18 protein-coding genes are annotated in these 14,467 nt (G+C 36.0%); 8 read left to right on the forward strand and 10 right to left on the reverse strand.

The window, feature by feature from the left end; translation table 11 throughout:
- The first annotated feature begins 65 nt into the window (after nt 1-65).
- The gene (locus BUB45_RS20655) at nt 66-764 is read left to right on the forward strand and encodes a 3D domain-containing protein (protein ID WP_073010993.1); all 699 of its coding nucleotides are present in this window, start codon (nt 66-68) and stop codon (nt 762-764) included.
- Nucleotides 765-974: 210 nt separating this feature from the next.
- Here the strand turns inward: BUB45_RS20655 and BUB45_RS14270 are convergent, their stop codons facing one another.
- The 3 genes from BUB45_RS14270 to deoD form a co-directional block, all read right to left on the reverse strand.
- Nucleotides 975-1,451, reverse strand: a complete 477-nt coding sequence (locus BUB45_RS14270; protein WP_073010995.1) for a divergent PAP2 family protein — start codon at nt 1,449-1,451, stop codon at nt 975-977.
- A 268-nt stretch (nt 1,452-1,719) separates the two neighbouring features.
- Nucleotides 1,720-2,319: a biotin transporter BioY gene (locus tag BUB45_RS14275; RefSeq protein WP_073010998.1), complete on the reverse strand. Its 600-nt coding sequence runs from the start codon at nt 2,317-2,319 to the stop codon at nt 1,720-1,722.
- A 475-nt stretch (nt 2,320-2,794) separates the two neighbouring features.
- Nucleotides 2,795-3,502, reverse strand: a complete 708-nt coding sequence (gene deoD, locus BUB45_RS14280; protein WP_073011001.1) for a purine-nucleoside phosphorylase — start codon at nt 3,500-3,502, stop codon at nt 2,795-2,797.
- A gap of 275 nt (nt 3,503-3,777) precedes the next feature.
- Between deoD and BUB45_RS20230 the strand changes: the two genes are divergently transcribed.
- Nucleotides 3,778-3,963 (forward strand): hypothetical protein, encoded by a 186-nt coding sequence (locus BUB45_RS20230; RefSeq protein WP_139300171.1) that lies wholly within the window; start codon nt 3,778-3,780, stop codon nt 3,961-3,963.
- A gap of 71 nt (nt 3,964-4,034) precedes the next feature.
- Complete coding sequence (locus tag BUB45_RS14285; protein ID WP_073011004.1) at nt 4,035-4,298, forward strand: phosphocarrier protein HPr; 264 nt, start codon at nt 4,035-4,037, stop codon at nt 4,296-4,298.
- Nucleotides 4,299-4,416: 118 nt separating this feature from the next.
- Here BUB45_RS14285 and kapB read toward each other — a convergent pair whose 3' ends face one another.
- A complete protein-coding gene (kapB, locus tag BUB45_RS14290; RefSeq protein WP_073011007.1) occupies nt 4,417-4,794 on the reverse strand; it encodes a kinase-associated lipoprotein KapB in 378 nt (125 codons plus the stop codon).
- 373 nt (nt 4,795-5,167) lie between these two features.
- On the opposite strand from kapB, the gene BUB45_RS14295 reads away from it, so the two are divergent.
- Together BUB45_RS14295 and BUB45_RS14300 are read left to right on the forward strand one after the other, a co-directional pair.
- Nucleotides 5,168-5,347, forward strand: a complete 180-nt coding sequence (locus BUB45_RS14295; RefSeq protein ID WP_073011010.1) for a hypothetical protein — start codon at nt 5,168-5,170, stop codon at nt 5,345-5,347.
- Nucleotides 5,348-5,615: 268 nt separating this feature from the next.
- Entirely contained in the window at nt 5,616-6,185 is a 570-nt protein-coding gene (locus BUB45_RS14300) for a superoxide dismutase family protein (RefSeq protein WP_073011013.1), read from the forward strand.
- Between the two features lie 103 nt (nt 6,186-6,288).
- Here BUB45_RS14300 and BUB45_RS14305 read toward each other — a convergent pair whose 3' ends face one another.
- Nucleotides 6,289-7,458, reverse strand: coding sequence for a MalY/PatB family protein (locus BUB45_RS14305; RefSeq protein ID WP_073011016.1), 1,170 nt, complete (start codon nt 7,456-7,458; stop codon nt 6,289-6,291).
- A gap of 540 nt (nt 7,459-7,998) precedes the next feature.
- The gene (locus BUB45_RS14310; RefSeq protein WP_073011019.1) at nt 7,999-9,345 is read right to left on the reverse strand and encodes a glucose-6-phosphate isomerase; all 1,347 of its coding nucleotides are present in this window, start codon (nt 9,343-9,345) and stop codon (nt 7,999-8,001) included.
- A 145-nt stretch (nt 9,346-9,490) separates the two neighbouring features.
- Between BUB45_RS14310 and BUB45_RS14315 the strand changes: the two genes are divergently transcribed.
- Nucleotides 9,491-9,730, forward strand: coding sequence for a DUF378 domain-containing protein (locus BUB45_RS14315; RefSeq protein WP_073011021.1), 240 nt, complete (start codon nt 9,491-9,493; stop codon nt 9,728-9,730).
- A 38-nt stretch (nt 9,731-9,768) separates the two neighbouring features.
- On the opposite strand, the gene yugI is transcribed toward BUB45_RS14315, so the two are convergent.
- A complete protein-coding gene (yugI, locus tag BUB45_RS14320; protein ID WP_073011024.1) occupies nt 9,769-10,134 on the reverse strand; it encodes a S1 domain-containing post-transcriptional regulator GSP13 in 366 nt (121 codons plus the stop codon).
- 184 nt (nt 10,135-10,318) lie between these two features.
- On the opposite strand from yugI, the gene BUB45_RS14325 reads away from it, so the two are divergent.
- Nucleotides 10,319-10,732, forward strand: coding sequence for a YugN family protein (locus BUB45_RS14325; protein ID WP_073011026.1), 414 nt, complete (start codon nt 10,319-10,321; stop codon nt 10,730-10,732).
- On the opposite strand, the gene BUB45_RS14330 is transcribed toward BUB45_RS14325, so the two are convergent.
- The 3 genes from BUB45_RS14330 to BUB45_RS20235 form a co-directional block, all read right to left on the reverse strand.
- Nucleotides 10,709-11,713 (reverse strand): potassium channel family protein, encoded by a 1,005-nt coding sequence (locus tag BUB45_RS14330; RefSeq protein WP_073011029.1) that lies wholly within the window; start codon nt 11,711-11,713, stop codon nt 10,709-10,711. The two genes, BUB45_RS14325 and BUB45_RS14330, sit on opposite strands and share 24 nt — an antisense overlap.
- Nucleotides 11,714-12,037: 324 nt before the next feature.
- Nucleotides 12,038-12,595: a thioredoxin family protein gene (locus BUB45_RS14335; protein WP_073011032.1), complete on the reverse strand. Its 558-nt coding sequence runs from the start codon at nt 12,593-12,595 to the stop codon at nt 12,038-12,040.
- 53 nt (nt 12,596-12,648) lie between these two features.
- On the reverse strand, nt 12,649-12,882 hold the full coding sequence (locus BUB45_RS20235) for a hypothetical protein (protein WP_073011035.1): 234 nt from the start codon (nt 12,880-12,882) through the stop codon (nt 12,649-12,651).
- Between the two features lie 276 nt (nt 12,883-13,158).
- Between BUB45_RS20235 and BUB45_RS14345 the strand changes: the two genes are divergently transcribed.
- Nucleotides 13,159-14,217, forward strand: a complete 1,059-nt coding sequence (locus BUB45_RS14345) for a M20/M25/M40 family metallo-hydrolase (protein ID WP_073011037.1) — start codon at nt 13,159-13,161, stop codon at nt 14,215-14,217.
- Nucleotides 14,218-14,467: the final 250 nt, after the last annotated feature.

Here is a 14,467-nt window from a genome sequence, read left to right on the forward strand (position 1 = left end):
ATTTAATAGAATAATGTATAAAATTTTTTAAATTGGACATGATGACATCCAAAGAGGTGTTATTCATGAAAATCAAAAAAATCATTGAAAAAACGGTTTTAAGTTTTATGTTTGTGACTATCATGCTCCTAGGGATAGTGGGTTTAAAGGAAGGAGTTTCTGCTAAACTCTGGCCATATACGCCTTCTTCTATAGACAGATTAGCGGACAATAGTGATACAATAAATGGCAAAGATGTTTATACGAGACAAACAAATTTGAAACAAAAAGAGCTTAATCATGTGAAAGAAGTAGACCGACAAATATCAAGCAATCAAATGGGACGTGTGAAAACGTTGGAAGAAGCTGTGAATTATGAACAATATCCAAGCAAAAAAGTGATTGCTACTGGGTACACGGCAGGTGTAGAATCTACCGGTAAAACTCCAGATCACCCACAATATGGAATTACCTATTCGGGAGTCCAAGTGAAAAGAGACTTGTATTCTACTATTGCTGCAGATCTATCTGTTTATCCAATAGGAACCATTCTGTTTATACCAAATTATGGATTTGGTGTCGTTGCTGATAAAGGTAGTGCTATTACAGGAAATAAAATTGACTTGTATTATGAGACAGTAGAAGATGTTTACGATAAATGGGGTAAACAGCAAGTCGATGTGTATATGATTGAAAAGGGAAATGGAGAATTAACAGAAAAACAATTACAACAATTAAATGAGAATGAGGCATTACAAGTGTTCAGGCAGGACATAACAGGTTAATGCAGTGGTAGTTAAAATGACAGGTACGATGTAGGTACCTGTCATTTTAACATGTATATCGCTTTTTTGTTCTATAGGACAACATGAGATTTTTTCGTTTATAGGATAAGAAAAAAGCTTTCGCCATAAGACTTGAGTGGCAAGCTAAAGTTTTGCTAATAAGACGTGAGACTTTCGGAGTGAGTCAAGTTTGTTTTCAAATAACATTTTTCAGTAAAATAAATGGTACACTGTAATAGCAATGATAATTCCAGCTAAACCGCCAAAAAACACTTCGATTGGTTGGTGACCTAGCAACTCTTTTAATTCCTGTCTTTTTTCATCTTCTTCTTTTTTTTGCCAGCCTTTTGCTCCATCTATAAAAAGCTGAAAATCGCGAATTAGTTTGTTCAACACAATTGCTTGCTCCCCTGCTTGTCTTCTAACGCCAGTAGCATCAAACATAATGATGACACTGAATACACAAGAGATAGCGAACATGGTAGACGTTACACCTTCTATAATACCTACGCTAGTAGTTAATGCCGCCACCGCCGCCGAATGGCTACTTGGCATCCCGCCAGTACTAAATGCTAAACTAGGGTTCAGCTGTTTTGTAACAACTAGCCCAATTGGTATTTTAATTATCTGTACGAAAAAAATAGCTGTTAATGCTGCCCACAAGGGATAATTTAAAAATAGTTCCATGCTGTTAAAACACCCTCTCTAAAACAAGTGTATCCTGTGTTGTAAGAAGATATGCGTTAAATTACATACTGTTATCTTACCATAAGAGAGAAGGATACGCATGAAATATTTCAACTAAATGATGATTGGATTAGCCGTTGATTTCTATTCCCATATTCCAAGCAGGATGTACTAGGTGAGGCGTTGTTCTTACCTATAATTTCGTCTCTAGAACATAACATGTGTTATAAAAGGACACACTAAAGTTATATTAGAATTGAATTAATATTTATCCACTTAGTTTAGCGCGACTTAAGACGGGAATTCTTTTAATGACACGGACCATAAATAAAGCCGCTAACCCGGCAAAAGCAATATCTTTAATTAGAAACGGTATCATTCCGCTCCAGGCTAGTGTGTAGCTAAGTGGGACGTCTAACCACATATTGGAAGCAGCATACATATATGTCACGCCAATTATATAATTTATTGCCGTTCCTAAGAGCGCTGCTGAACAATAACGAACAAAGGAATAATTTTGTTTAGGTTTATTTACAATCCAACCAGTAACTAGAGCTACAAAAATAAATGATATAATAAATCCGCCAGTTGGACTGATGAACATTCGAGGCCCGGCTGATAGTCCAGCAAATACAGGAACACCAGCTATCCCTACAAGCATATATGCGAGCATTGAAAAACTTCCAAGTTTACGACCTAACATTAATCCTGCTAGAACTGCAAAAAATGTTTGCAAGGAAAGTGGAACATCAGCTCCGCCAATGGGTATCGTTAGCATCGGGAACCATACGGTAATATTAGCTCCAATTGCCATTAGTACAACAAAAACCGCTCCATATGTAAGGTCTATTGTTCTCATTTGATTCATGTTTTTCCCCCCTGTGTATAATGGTTTATACCTGTTGAATATTTATCATGCTAGAAATATAGTATCGATTAAAACACTGTTTGTCAACCAATAGATTTGTTAGTTAACGTTTGTGAGCGGTTAGGGAAGATATGTCTGTTAAGTGGTATAGCATGGGGATAGGGATGCCATGTTTAAGATTTAAATAGCACTATATTGTTTCTATAGCCTAGCATAAAATTTCAATGATTTATAGAATAAGCAAAACGACGGCGTTCCATCACCATAAAGACTTGATGGTAAACCGGTTTTTTAAGGTTTAAGGTGTAATTCATTTCCTTGGCTTATAGTGTTAATATTAAAAACAAAGGAAGCAAAAATAAAATTCGCGCACCAAATATAGGTACGCGAATGCGCTGTTTCAACTAAATGAAAGTTCTAAAAAAGGTTTAGCTATTATCTAGTAGGGAGAATGGAAAACCCTCAATGTAAAAGTTTACTTAATAGCCGCTTCTAGCGCCACTTCCATCATTTCGTGGAAAGTGGTTTGTCTTTCTTCAGCTGATGTTTCTTCTCCAGTTAAGATGTGGTCGGATACGGTTAGTACGGATAATGCTTGACGATCAAATTTTGCAGCTAATGTATAAAGAGCAGTTGTTTCCATTTCTACAGCTAGCACTTTGTAGGCAGCTAATTTTTCATTTACTTCCTTTGCATTGTCTCTGTAGAAGGTGTCGCTTGTAAAGACATTACCGACTTTTAGGTTTAGCCCTTTTGCAACACCGGCATCGTATGCGTTCTTTAATAAATCAAAGTCTGCAATTGGTGCATAATCAATACCACCGAAAACCATTCGATTCATCTGTGAATCCGTAGTTGATCCTTGAGCGAGAATAACGTCTCTTACCTGAACATCTTTTTGAATTGCACCACATGTACCTACACGAATTAATTTTTGAACATCATAGCTTTGCATTAACTCATTTATATAAATAGAAATAGAAGGGACTCCCATACCTGTTCCTTGAACAGAAATCTTTTCCCCTTTATATGTTCCAGTATATCCTAGCATGCCTCTTACCTTATTATACTGTTTTGGATTTTCAAGAAATGTTTCTGCGATAAATTTAGCGCGGAGAGGATCACCAGGCAATAAGATTTTATCAGCAATTTCTCCATATTTTGCACCAATATGTACACTCATCATGTTAGCCTCCTATAATAATATTGAGTAGCTTTCAAGATAACGTTATCACAGGCTAAAATGAAAAACAACTACAAAGAAATAATAAATATGAATATTATGTGGTCAAAAAATGCAAGTTATATAAAAAGGCTTAGATAAGTATGATGGCTAGTGCTAGTAGAGAGAAAATCAGATACTACTCAATAGAACAGCAATTTATCTATTGGGGTTTCGTAGGTGTGGTAGTTAGTTTTTAAATAGAAAAATAAAACATTTTATTAAAAAACACTTTTTTGTTTCAAAATATCGTTTTTTTGTATATAATAGGTTTAGCTCAGTTTTTCACTTGGATGAAATGTATACCTATGCAAAAAGCTTGTGCTTGTCCTGTTGGAAAAAACAAGGTTAAGGGAGCAGGGGCTATCTTCATTGAGATTTGTTTGGAAGATGAGGAGAATGTAATCGATTCAAAAAGATAAGAAAATCCTATGCTTGCTGAGCCATTTTATAATTACATTACATGATTATTTCTTTGGAAGGATGAAGGAAAATGACAGAAAAAACTTTTACAATTACTGCAGAAACTGGAGTACACGCTCGTCCTGCTACACTTTTAGTAAACAAAGCAGGTCAGTTTGAATCTGAAGTGGAAATTGCTTACAATGACAAAACAGTAAACTTGAAATCCATTATGGGTGTTATGTCGTTAGGTATTCCTAAAGGAGCACAAATTAAAATTACTGCTAATGGCTCAGATGAGGTAGAAGCTATTAATGGTATTGAAGAAGTTATTAAAGAACATCTTGGTGAGTAAATAAATAAACAAGCTGTCAGTCTGTGATGCTGGTAGCTTGTTTATTTTTAGACTCTATACTAATGTTGTGGGTACGCCTTATTGTATCATTGCGCAGAAAGAGAGAAAATAGTACACATTAATAATAATTTTTTTCCAAATTAGCTAAGCATTGAAGAGCAGCTTGGTTGTAATCTGAATGTTTTTGTAACAGTTTATTACGGTATAATTCTACGGCTTCTTTTAATGAATTATTGTAATTTGGAACCGTTTCATTAAAGGGGTGTACAGCTGCTTTTTTAACGTTAGTTTTTTCACCAAAGGCTAAAGCTTTTCGTTCATGAAAGAAAACGCCTTCTGTCTGCTGTGGGTTGTGTAAATCACCTTGCATTGGGTGTTTTTTTACTGCAAGCACTTCAACTACGTAACGATCTCCCTTATCACCGACCACTTTTCCAATATAGGTACCTGATCGATAATGCGCTTTTACAATTTGCCCTATAGCTACGTCCGCCATAATATAAGTCTCCCTTCTGTCAAACAAATGCACGTAGTTCCATTTTGCCAAAGAAAAAAAGAAACTGCAAATAGTTGTAGCTTTGTGATACTTTTTTTAAAAGTAATAAAGAACCCAAAGAATACGATATGTTACTTGCGATAATGGGTATTTTTGGGGGTTAACTTATATCTTGCGAAGCTGTATTTTGCCTATTTATACTATGGAAAGCATAAATCTTTCAGGGTGTATAGTATAAAGAAAACGACGGCGTTCTATCGTCATAAATATTTTTGCCACAAGATTAGCTCTTTCTGAAAATAAACAAATTCCTTTATGCTTGTAGCAAATAATGATAAGTTTGTTATAATAACATGGGAGGATGTGAGGAAAAATGATGCCTTTTCTTTATTTTCCAGAGGATAAATCGGAATATATCCCTGCCATTATAACATTACTTATTTTTATGATTGCTGCAGGGGTGGCCATGTACTTTATTTATAAGAAATCGAAGAAGGATGAGCGAAAATTTAAGCAACAATACCACAAGGAATTGCATGAACCTCATGATTAGGAAAACTTGGCTTCTAGCCAAGTTTTTATGTGAGAGGCGAAGTCCAAGTAATAAAATTTCAGTGGGAGAAGGTAACAGCCGAATGCTACACTTTGCATCTACGTTAAAACACAATTGTATTGTATGTTATATAACTGCCCCTTCCAAGGTGAAGGGGTTTTTAATATTTTTTGTTTCTTTCTCTGTATAATAATTGGATCTATAAATAAACGAGTAGCCGTATAGTTAATGGGCAAGCTAAGTTTTAAAAAAGGGTGGATGTAAAATTATGAGAATGGTGATGGTCATTTCTCTATTATTAATAGCTGTAGCTTGCCAGCCAAAAGATGAGAAAACAAAAGAAGTTGAAATGTACAATTCATCTGGTGATATGGTTGGTACAGCTAGTTTTCATGAACAATCTGATGGGGTAAAGGTGAAAGTGGAATTAGAAGGGCTGGAACCAGGGTTTCATGGAATACATGTACACGAATACGCCAAGTGTGAAGCGCCTGATTTCACATCTGCTGGCAATCATTTTAACCCGACTGGTGCAGAACATGGTCTCATGCATCCAGAAGGAAACCATTTAGGGGACATGCCAAACATAGAAGCAGATGCTAACGGAGTTATTAACGCTGAATTAATGATGCCGGAGACGACGTTATTAGATGGAAAAAATTCGCTAACTGAAGGTAAAGGAACATCCATTATTGTTACTAAGAATAAAGATGACGGAGTAAGCCAACCTGGAGGAGATTCAGGAGAGAGAATAATTTGTGGCACGTTAACAAAAACAAATGGTGATAATGAAAAACGACCATCAGACCCAACACAAAATAATGAAGAGCAAGAGTAGAACGAATGTATTAGAAATGTTCGCTTGATAAAGTAGCTAAAGCAAAAAAAGCAGGTCTGGCTAAACGAAACACGATTATGCCATCCTGCTTTTATGAATGAAATTATCTGTTTTGAATTGCTTGGATGATTCTTCTAACGCCCTCTTCCAATGTTGCTCTTGGACAAGCTATATTCATCCGCATAAAGGTTGATCCTTCTTTTCCGTAATCTTTTCCTGTATTTAACCCTACTTTTGCCTTGTGAATCATAAATTCACGTAATTCTTTTGGATCCATATTTAAAGCACTGCAGTCAATCCAAAGTAAGTAAGTCCCCTCTGAATGTGTTACAGTTATTTCTGGAATATGCGTTTTTAACATTTCTTCAACATACTGTTTATGACTTAGCAAAACTTCGCGAAGTTCGTCAAGCCAACTATCTCCATACAAATAAGCTGCCTCTAAAGCGGTGTTCCCCATTATGTTTAAACCATGTACGCCTTGTTTTGATAATTGTGCTTCAATTTTTTTTCTTCGTTCTTGGTTAGGAGTAATGATATAGGAAGCCTGTAAACCAGCTAAATTAAATGTTTTCGATGGAGCCATACATGTTACTGTTTGGTCATTTATTTCTTCAGAAAGAGAAGCGATAGGGATATGTCGCTCATTGGGAAACGTTAAATCACAATGGATTTCATCTGATATAATAGTTACATTATAATCCAAACATAATTTTGTCATTTTTTCTAGTTCTTCCCTTTTCCACACACGTCCTACTGGATTATGCGGAGAGCAAAGAATGAACGCCTTTACGCCTTGCTTTAATTTAGCTTCAAAATCGTCAAAATCAATTTGATAGTAGTTATCTTCATAGCGCAATGGATTTTTTACAATTTGTCGATCGTGGCTTTCGATCACATTGTAAAAAGGGGTATATACGGGTGTTTGAATAAGTATTTTATCATTAGGCTCTGTTAAAGCTTGCACTGCCATATGTAAACTAGTGACAACACCAGGACTAAATGATAACCAATTAGGATCAATGTGCCAATGATGCCTACGATGAATCCACTTTACAACCGAATCTTTAACTGCATCATCCACTATTGTGTAGCCGTAAATACCGTGTTTACTGCGCTCGATAAGTGCTTCGTTTACCTGTTCAGGAGCTCTAAAGTCCATATCTGCTACCCACATTGGTAAAACATCGTCTGTTTGGAATACAGGCTTTAACATATCCCATTTTACAGATCGCGTATTTTTTCTGCTATGTTGCTCTTCAAATATACTCATTTATAGCCTCCTTAATAATAACATTCTGCATATATTGTTGGAGACATAGTTCGTCATCCAGCTTTGTTATTGAAACTGTCTATCTAGACCAGTGCTCAAACGCATATGTTTAGTATAACATGATATGAAATGAAAGCGCAGAATTTTTGTTCTTGTGCTTAGAGGCTTTACGTTATATGAGTTTCTTAATTTTTACTCTAGATATAAAATGCAGTGAAATTGCCACTAAAAAATGGCAGATGTGAGCTGAACAAGTCTAAGTGGTGAATACTGTACTAACTTTTATTTTGTAATATACTTTTGGTCAAATCTTTGAGCTAGGGGATGATAAAAATCCTCATTGTGAATTCGAGAGAATGATGTGTATGGAAAAGAAAAAAGCAAAGCGATTTAACGCTTTGCCTACAGGGGGAATACGAGAAAGTCTTACATTTCTTAGTATACCCAATGAGATTTTTTTTAAACATGCTCATTCTATTTTTAATATACGCTCATCGCTGCGCTGGATGAAGGGGATTAAGGTTATGATTCCCCTAAAAATTACAACCTGTCTTCTAATTCTTTTTTCGCATCTTCAAAGCCTGGTTTACCTAAAAGCGCAAACATGTTCTTTTTATATGCTTCCACACCTGGTTGGTCAAATGGGTTAACACCTAATAAATAACCGCTCACCGCACAAGCTTTCTCAAAAAAGTAAACAAGGTAGCCAAAAGTATAAGCATCCAGTTTAGGTACTTCTACTACAAGATTTGGTACGCCACCATCTGTATGAGCTAAAAGTGTTCCTTGGAAGGCTTTATCGTTTATTTCGTGAATCGTTTTGCCAGCCAAATAATTTAACCCGTCTGCATCAACAGGGTCTTTTTCTACAGTTAATTGACGCTTTGGCTCTTGAACGCGAAGCACGGTTTCGAAAATATTACGGCGCCCTTCTTGAATATATTGCCCTAATGAGTGTAAATCAGTCGAAAAATTAGCTGAAGATGGGTAAAGGCCTTTATGATCTTTTCCTTCGCTTTCGCCAAATAACTGTTTCCACCATTCTGCAAAATACTGTAAACTTGGTTCATAATTAATAAGCAGTTCAGTTGTTTTCCCTTTATTGTAAAGAATGTTACGAACTGCAGCGTATTGATAACTTATGTTGTTTTTTAAGCTAGGTTCAGAAAAATCGTTCATAGCATCACGTGCACCTTGCATCATTTCATCGATGGAAGCGCCACTTACTGCAATTGGGAGCAACCCTACAGCTGTCAAAACAGAATAACGTCCTCCAACGCCGTCAGGAATTACAAATGTTTCATAACCAGCTTGATCGGCAGAAGATTTTAATGCTCCTTTTTCTTTATCAGTTGTTGCAAAAATACGTTCTTTTGCACCTTCTACTCCATATCTGTCTTCTAACATTTGCTTGAAAATACGGAACGCAATTGCTGGCTCAGTTGTTGTACCGCTTTTAGAAATCACGTTAATGGAAAAATCTTTATCCTTTAACACGTCCATTAAATCATGCATATAGGTTGAACTCATATGGTGTCCAACAAAAATAATATGTGGTGCTTTTCGTTCTTCTTTTGTTATATAAGCTTGGAAGGAATGGTTAAGCATTTCCAAAGCAGCTCTAGCACCTAAATAAGAACCCCCTATACCGATAACTAATAGCACATCCGAATGATCGCGGATTTTTTCTGCTGCTTTTTTTATGCGATTAAATTCCTCTTTATCATAATTTTCGGGTAAATCAATCCAATCAAGAAAATCACTACCAGCGCCTGTTCGATTGTGTAGTGCGTGATGGGCAGTTTCTACTGCATTTTCAAGATGATCTAATTCTTGTTCATTCATAAAGGGAAGAGCTTTTTTATACGTGAATGTTACGTGAGTCATGTGTATCCTCCTTTAAAGAGTTAGAAATAAGTTTGTTACATTATTCACTTTACCCAAGAGACGGAGGGAAATCAAGAAAGAAACTGCATAATCTCTATCATTTTACAAAAACTATGTTAGATACGAAAGGAAGGAGGTTGTAAAAATGAATGGAATACAACGGACAGCTTTAGCATTAACAATTATTGGCGCAGTGAATTGGGGCTTAATTGGTTTATTTCAGTTTGACTTAGTGGCTGCAATATTTGGCGGTGAGCAGAGTGCAACTTTTGCTCGAATTATCTATACAGTAGTAGGGATTAGTGGGCTAGTATTAATCCCACTGTTGTTTAAAACCGATGAAGCTTTTGCAGATCAGCACGAACCAGAAGGTGTAGATCAATAAAACATAAGGCAAACTCCGAATGCGAGTTTGCCTTATCATTATTTCTTATTGTAGTTAGATTGTTTCATCCACTCTTCTAGTTTATCTTTTAGCGTATTAAATCCAGAAGGTTCTACATCTACTTGCTTTGGCTTAACTTGTTTTGGTTTAGCTTGTGGTGTGTCTTGTGTAGCCCGAATGGATAAAGAAACTTTGTTTTTTTCTTCATCAATTTGCAATACTTTTACTTTTACGTCATCACCAATTGTTAAATGATCATTAATATCTTTAACGTAGCCATGAGTAACTTCGGAAATATGAACGAGTCCTTGTGTTTCTTCATCTAGTGCAACAAATGCACCGTATGGTTGAATTCCAGTAACCTTACCATCTAAAATTTGCCCAATCTCAAAATTGCTTGTCATGCTGAACAACTCCTATTTCTTTTCGTTTCTTTTTACACAATAAAATATTTTAGCATAATAATCTCTAGGTAGCAAAACATACGGGTAGTATTTTAAATGAAAAAGGAATATTTTTAACGGGTTCAGATAGAAAGTGCGAATATGTATTTTTAACACTATTATTATTATGTGAGGAGACAGGTAAATGGTACCAATACAAACAAGTTTGGAAGATGAAACATATGCTTTGTTTAAATTAGAGGAAGTGTTGAAACCAATAGGATTTGTTATAGGTTCGAGTTGGGAGTATGATCATGGATACTTAGATATTAAGTTGGATGATCGAGGTACGTATTATTTTTTACGAATTCCGTTTAAAGCTATTGCAGGAGAGTTAGATTCCCCGGGTGTTATCGTTCGTCTACAACAACCATTCGTATTGGGACATCAATATGAGTCTGGAAATGATATCGATAGTCGAAATGGTGCTATTCAAGGTCTAGTTAATCAATTCCAGACGCCGACAGATCCAGATACGGATATCCCAAAAGAATATATTGATATGGGAAAAGATTATATACAGGAAGTGGAAGCGTTACTTATTCCAAGGAAAGAGTAGGATTAATTGGTCTCCTGCTTGTAAACGAAATTGGGGTGAAGGGTTCACATAATAGCGCTCATTACGAATAATACCAAGAGGGATTTGCTGTTTATTGCTTAATAAAACAATCGTTTCCTGAAAGGTTAAATCTCCCAACTCTTCTTCTACTTCTTTATGGTAAAATTGTTGCTTTGTTAATAAGTGAAGGATATCTTCAAATGGTTGCGATGCTCTATGACGAAATAGTTCATGAAAAAATAATATACTTGTAAAGTCGTTAGAGCGAATGATAGTGGTAGCTCCTGCACGACGTGCGTTTTCGATTTGTGTGACGGAAACAATCTCGGCAATAATGGGTACGTTTGCATTATTTCCTCGAATAGCTACGGCCGAGAGAATGGTTACATTGTCAGCATCTCGTTCATTTTTGGCTGTATCTGTAGTTATTAATACACGTTCGGCTAAATGTATATTTGCTTTTTTTAAAACCATGTCCTCTGTAGGGTCACCTTGAATAAAGTGGACAGGATAATCGGAAAACGAGACGTGCTCTAACGTTGTATCGATAAGTACCATTCGAGTATGTGAATTAGACTGAGCAATAGATTCGATTAGCTGTCGGCTTCTTTCATTCCACCCAATCAGTACAAGGTGATTGCTTCCTTTAAACGCTACTCTTCCTTCCTCTATAGCTTGTTCTTGTCTAAAAGTAGAGGCTGCTAATGAGGTTATGTAGAAAGCAATTAAACTGCCACCTGTTAAGATTAACAATATGGTTATTAATTTACCAATTGGAGTTAAAGGAACAAAATCTCCATAACCGACAGTTGCTCCAGTAATGAATGCCCACCAAATACCATCAAAAATGGAAGGGAATTGGCTAGGTTCTGCTAAATGAATGAAAAATCCAAAAACGAGCATAAATAAAAAAATGCTCATTAGTAGTTTAAATAATAAAGGCAGTTTAAAATAAATTTGTTTAATTAGTCGAATACTCAAATTGCTCACCTTTTACATGTTCTTTTAATTATAGTATAAAAAACAATAGCTATTCCATTGTGAAATCGGGCTTTTCTATGTATAACGAAGAAATAAGAGATTCACCATTTTGAGCATAAGCAACTAACGCTGCTGTATGCTCAAAACGCTACATGTTTTTCATATAGTATAGACAAGTTATGGTCTTTATAATCACAGGGCTTTTTGATTATACGAAAGATGATCTCCGTAGCTATTCATATACCAGTATGAATTTAGGGGAGAGTTAGCGTCCTAACAGGTTGTCGTTTGCTATTCCATAGAGGCTTTAACAAGGCAATTTCTCTAACTAATTTGCTTTAACGTGTGTTCTAAACTTTTGTGTACATGCTCCCAAAACTGGGAGTTATCCCGGAAGCTCTTATTCATAAATAATATCATTTCTTTAAATTTATCTTGATAATCAGCTTCCTCTCTATTTGGTAATTTCGCTTGAGCTTTATCCACAAAATCTTGTATGCTCTTTGCTCGTGGTCCCCATGTAGCTTTTTCATTTCCATTTGTATCAATAAAAATAAAAATAGGAATGGATCGAGATGTTTCATTTGTCAAATATTGATCCATTAGTTCTAGATTTTGATCACGATATAGCATACGCACGTCCAGGTTAGTAGCTTCAGCAAGTTTTAACAAGATAGGAATATTGAGCATGGCATCACCACACCAGTCCTCTGTTAAAACAATCACTTTTAATTGTTTTTCTTTTACTTGCGCATAAAGCGTATAATTATCTGGCAGTTGGAAGTGATCATAAATGGCAAGTAAGTTCTCCTTATGCTTTTTCATTGATTCAATATAAACGTCTGGTTCTATTCCTTTTTCATACCATTGTAGAAGGTCCATTCGCCTCAACTCCTTGTATAGTATATGTAGGCGTTCGTATTTGCCTATTATTTCTAACCTATTATTTGCTTTCCTGATTGAAGTAGTATACCTTCTTGAACCCGTCGCTTTTCACTACAGGAGGACGCTTTCTTCAGGGCTGCTTGAGCTCCCTCAAATGCTAATCTCATGCTTCCTGCAGGAGTCGTCACCTTGTGTTCTAAGCGACCGATTGCCTGTCTTACACGTCCAAAGGAGCGTAGATAAATAAAGCTTAAATAAGATTTCAAATCCTTTGCGGAATTCATAATTTACATTTCATTCATTTTGTGAAGGTATTGTTATAGTCCTAAATCAGTCCACCATAAATTTTTAATTCATCCTCTCTCACATAATACTTACCTATTCGGCACAGAATAACCGCTAAAGAATCGGTATATTGTCTTACGATACACTCTCATTTATGTCACACATGTACTTTTAATTAGTCTACCTATACATGAAAGATTGGTAAACAAAAGTGCTTGTGCGGTGATTTTTTGCTATGATAGCAATAGAACTTAACAACGTTAGGAGGAAATAAGATGCAATTAGCAAACCAAGAATTTTTGTTAGAATTATTACAAACCCCTTCTCCATCCAGCTTAGAAATGGAAATCCAAAAGAAGTGGTTGGAATATGTCAAACCTTTTGCAGACGAAATAAGAACAGATCATGCTGGGAATGTCATTGGTGTTTTAAACCCTGAGGCACCATTTAAAGTGTTATTAGCCGGTCATTGTGACGAAATAGCACTAGTTATTAATCGAATTGACGAGCGTGGTTTCTTACATTTTGATAAAATGGGTGGGATTAATCCTAAAGCTGCGGTTGGAATGAAGGTGACGGTGCTAGGTGCAAATGATTGTTTAACAGGTGTTATTGGCGTCAACGCTCAACATCATGGTGGTTTAAAGAATGACTTTAGTTTAGAAGATTTGTTTATCGATTGCGGTTTTAAAACGAAAGAAGAGGCAGAGGAGCAAATACATATTGGTGATCTAGCGGTATATAAGACGGAACCGGAATGTCTGTCGGATCGTTATGTTGCTGGTCGCGGTCTAGACAATCGAACAGGCGCATTTATTGTAGCAGAGGTGCTAAGAAAATTGAAAGAGGCGGGCTGTCAAGTAGGTGTCTATGCAGCTAGTACAGTAAATGAAGAAACGAATATGGGCGGCGCTTATTTTGCAGCGGCAGGTGTAGCACCGGATATGGCGATTGCTTGCGACGTTACATTTGCGACAGATTATCCTGGAGTTAATACAAATAAATATGGTGATGTTCGATTAGAAAAAGGCCCTGTATTAGCAAAAGGTGCCCCTATCAATATCAAGATCAATCAACTACTTGAAAAGGCGGCAAAATCTTTAGATATTGCTATTCAGTATGAGCTTACGCCACGTATGACTGGAACAGATGCTGATAAAATGCGGCTGACAGGAAAAGGGGTTCCTGTATCGCTTGTATCCCTTCCGCTTAGATATATGCATTCTCCTGTTGAAACAGCAAGTATCAAAGATATAGCCGAAGAAATTGATTTGTTAGTGGCAATGATCTCTGCGTTAACAGGAGAAGAAAGCTTAAACCCACTTGATTTATAACAGTGTAAAATTATTTTTTACACTGTAGGAAAAGTATAGGATTTTTTTGGTTTTTTATAGTAGAAACGAAGGCTTTCTAAATAGACAACATTTTTACATGAATCTTTGCGTTTTAACGACAGCACGTTTAGCCTTTTCTAGGTAAATAGAAGCTATGAGCAAAGGTGAGTAGGTTTTTATCCTAAATTTCAAGTGAAAAATTAGGTAGAAGGTCGTTTGTTTTCTTTATATAAGCAAATTGCTTAAACTA

This window comes from Virgibacillus chiguensis (assembly GCF_900129865.1).
Classification (GTDB): domain Bacteria; phylum Bacillota; class Bacilli; order Bacillales; family Amphibacillaceae; genus Virgibacillus; species Virgibacillus chiguensis.

Bases quoted from the DNA above. Each gene is read 5' to 3' on its own strand.
- BUB45_RS14270 (WP_073010995.1), bottom strand. From the start codon at position 1,451: ATGGAACTATTTTTAAATTATCCCTTGTGGGCAGCATTAACAGCTATT.
- BUB45_RS14300 (WP_073011013.1), top strand. From the start codon at position 5,616: ATGAGAATGGTGATGGTCATTTCTCTATTATTAATAGCTGTAGCTTGC.
- BUB45_RS14315 (WP_073011021.1), top strand. From the start codon at position 9,491: ATGAATGGAATACAACGGACAGCTTTAGCATTAACAATTATTGGCGCA.
- BUB45_RS14310 (WP_073011019.1), bottom strand. From the start codon at position 9,345: ATGACTCACGTAACATTCACGTATAAAAAAGCTCTTCCCTTTATGAAT.
- BUB45_RS14335 (WP_073011032.1), bottom strand. From the start codon at position 12,595: ATGGACCTTCTACAATGGTATGAAAAAGGAATAGAACCAGACGTTTAT.
- BUB45_RS14285 (WP_073011004.1), top strand. From the start codon at position 4,035: ATGACAGAAAAAACTTTTACAATTACTGCAGAAACTGGAGTACACGCT.
- BUB45_RS14325 (WP_073011026.1), top strand. From the start codon at position 10,319: ATGGTACCAATACAAACAAGTTTGGAAGATGAAACATATGCTTTGTTT.
- kapB (WP_073011007.1), bottom strand. From the start codon at position 4,794: ATGGCGGACGTAGCTATAGGGCAAATTGTAAAAGCGCATTATCGATCA.
- BUB45_RS20235 (WP_073011035.1), bottom strand. From the start codon at position 12,882: ATGAATTCCGCAAAGGATTTGAAATCTTATTTAAGCTTTATTTATCTA.
- BUB45_RS14275 (WP_073010998.1), bottom strand. From the start codon at position 2,319: ATGAATCAAATGAGAACAATAGACCTTACATATGGAGCGGTTTTTGTT.
- yugI (WP_073011024.1), bottom strand. From the start codon at position 10,134: ATGACAAGCAATTTTGAGATTGGGCAAATTTTAGATGGTAAGGTTACT.
- BUB45_RS14295 (WP_073011010.1), top strand. From the start codon at position 5,168: ATGATGCCTTTTCTTTATTTTCCAGAGGATAAATCGGAATATATCCCT.
- deoD (WP_073011001.1), bottom strand. From the start codon at position 3,502: ATGAGTGTACATATTGGTGCAAAATATGGAGAAATTGCTGATAAAATC.
- BUB45_RS14345 (WP_073011037.1), top strand. From the start codon at position 13,159: ATGCAATTAGCAAACCAAGAATTTTTGTTAGAATTATTACAAACCCCT.
- BUB45_RS14305 (WP_073011016.1), bottom strand. From the start codon at position 7,458: ATGAGTATATTTGAAGAGCAACATAGCAGAAAAAATACGCGATCTGTA.
- BUB45_RS20655 (WP_073010993.1), top strand. From the start codon at position 66: ATGAAAATCAAAAAAATCATTGAAAAAACGGTTTTAAGTTTTATGTTT.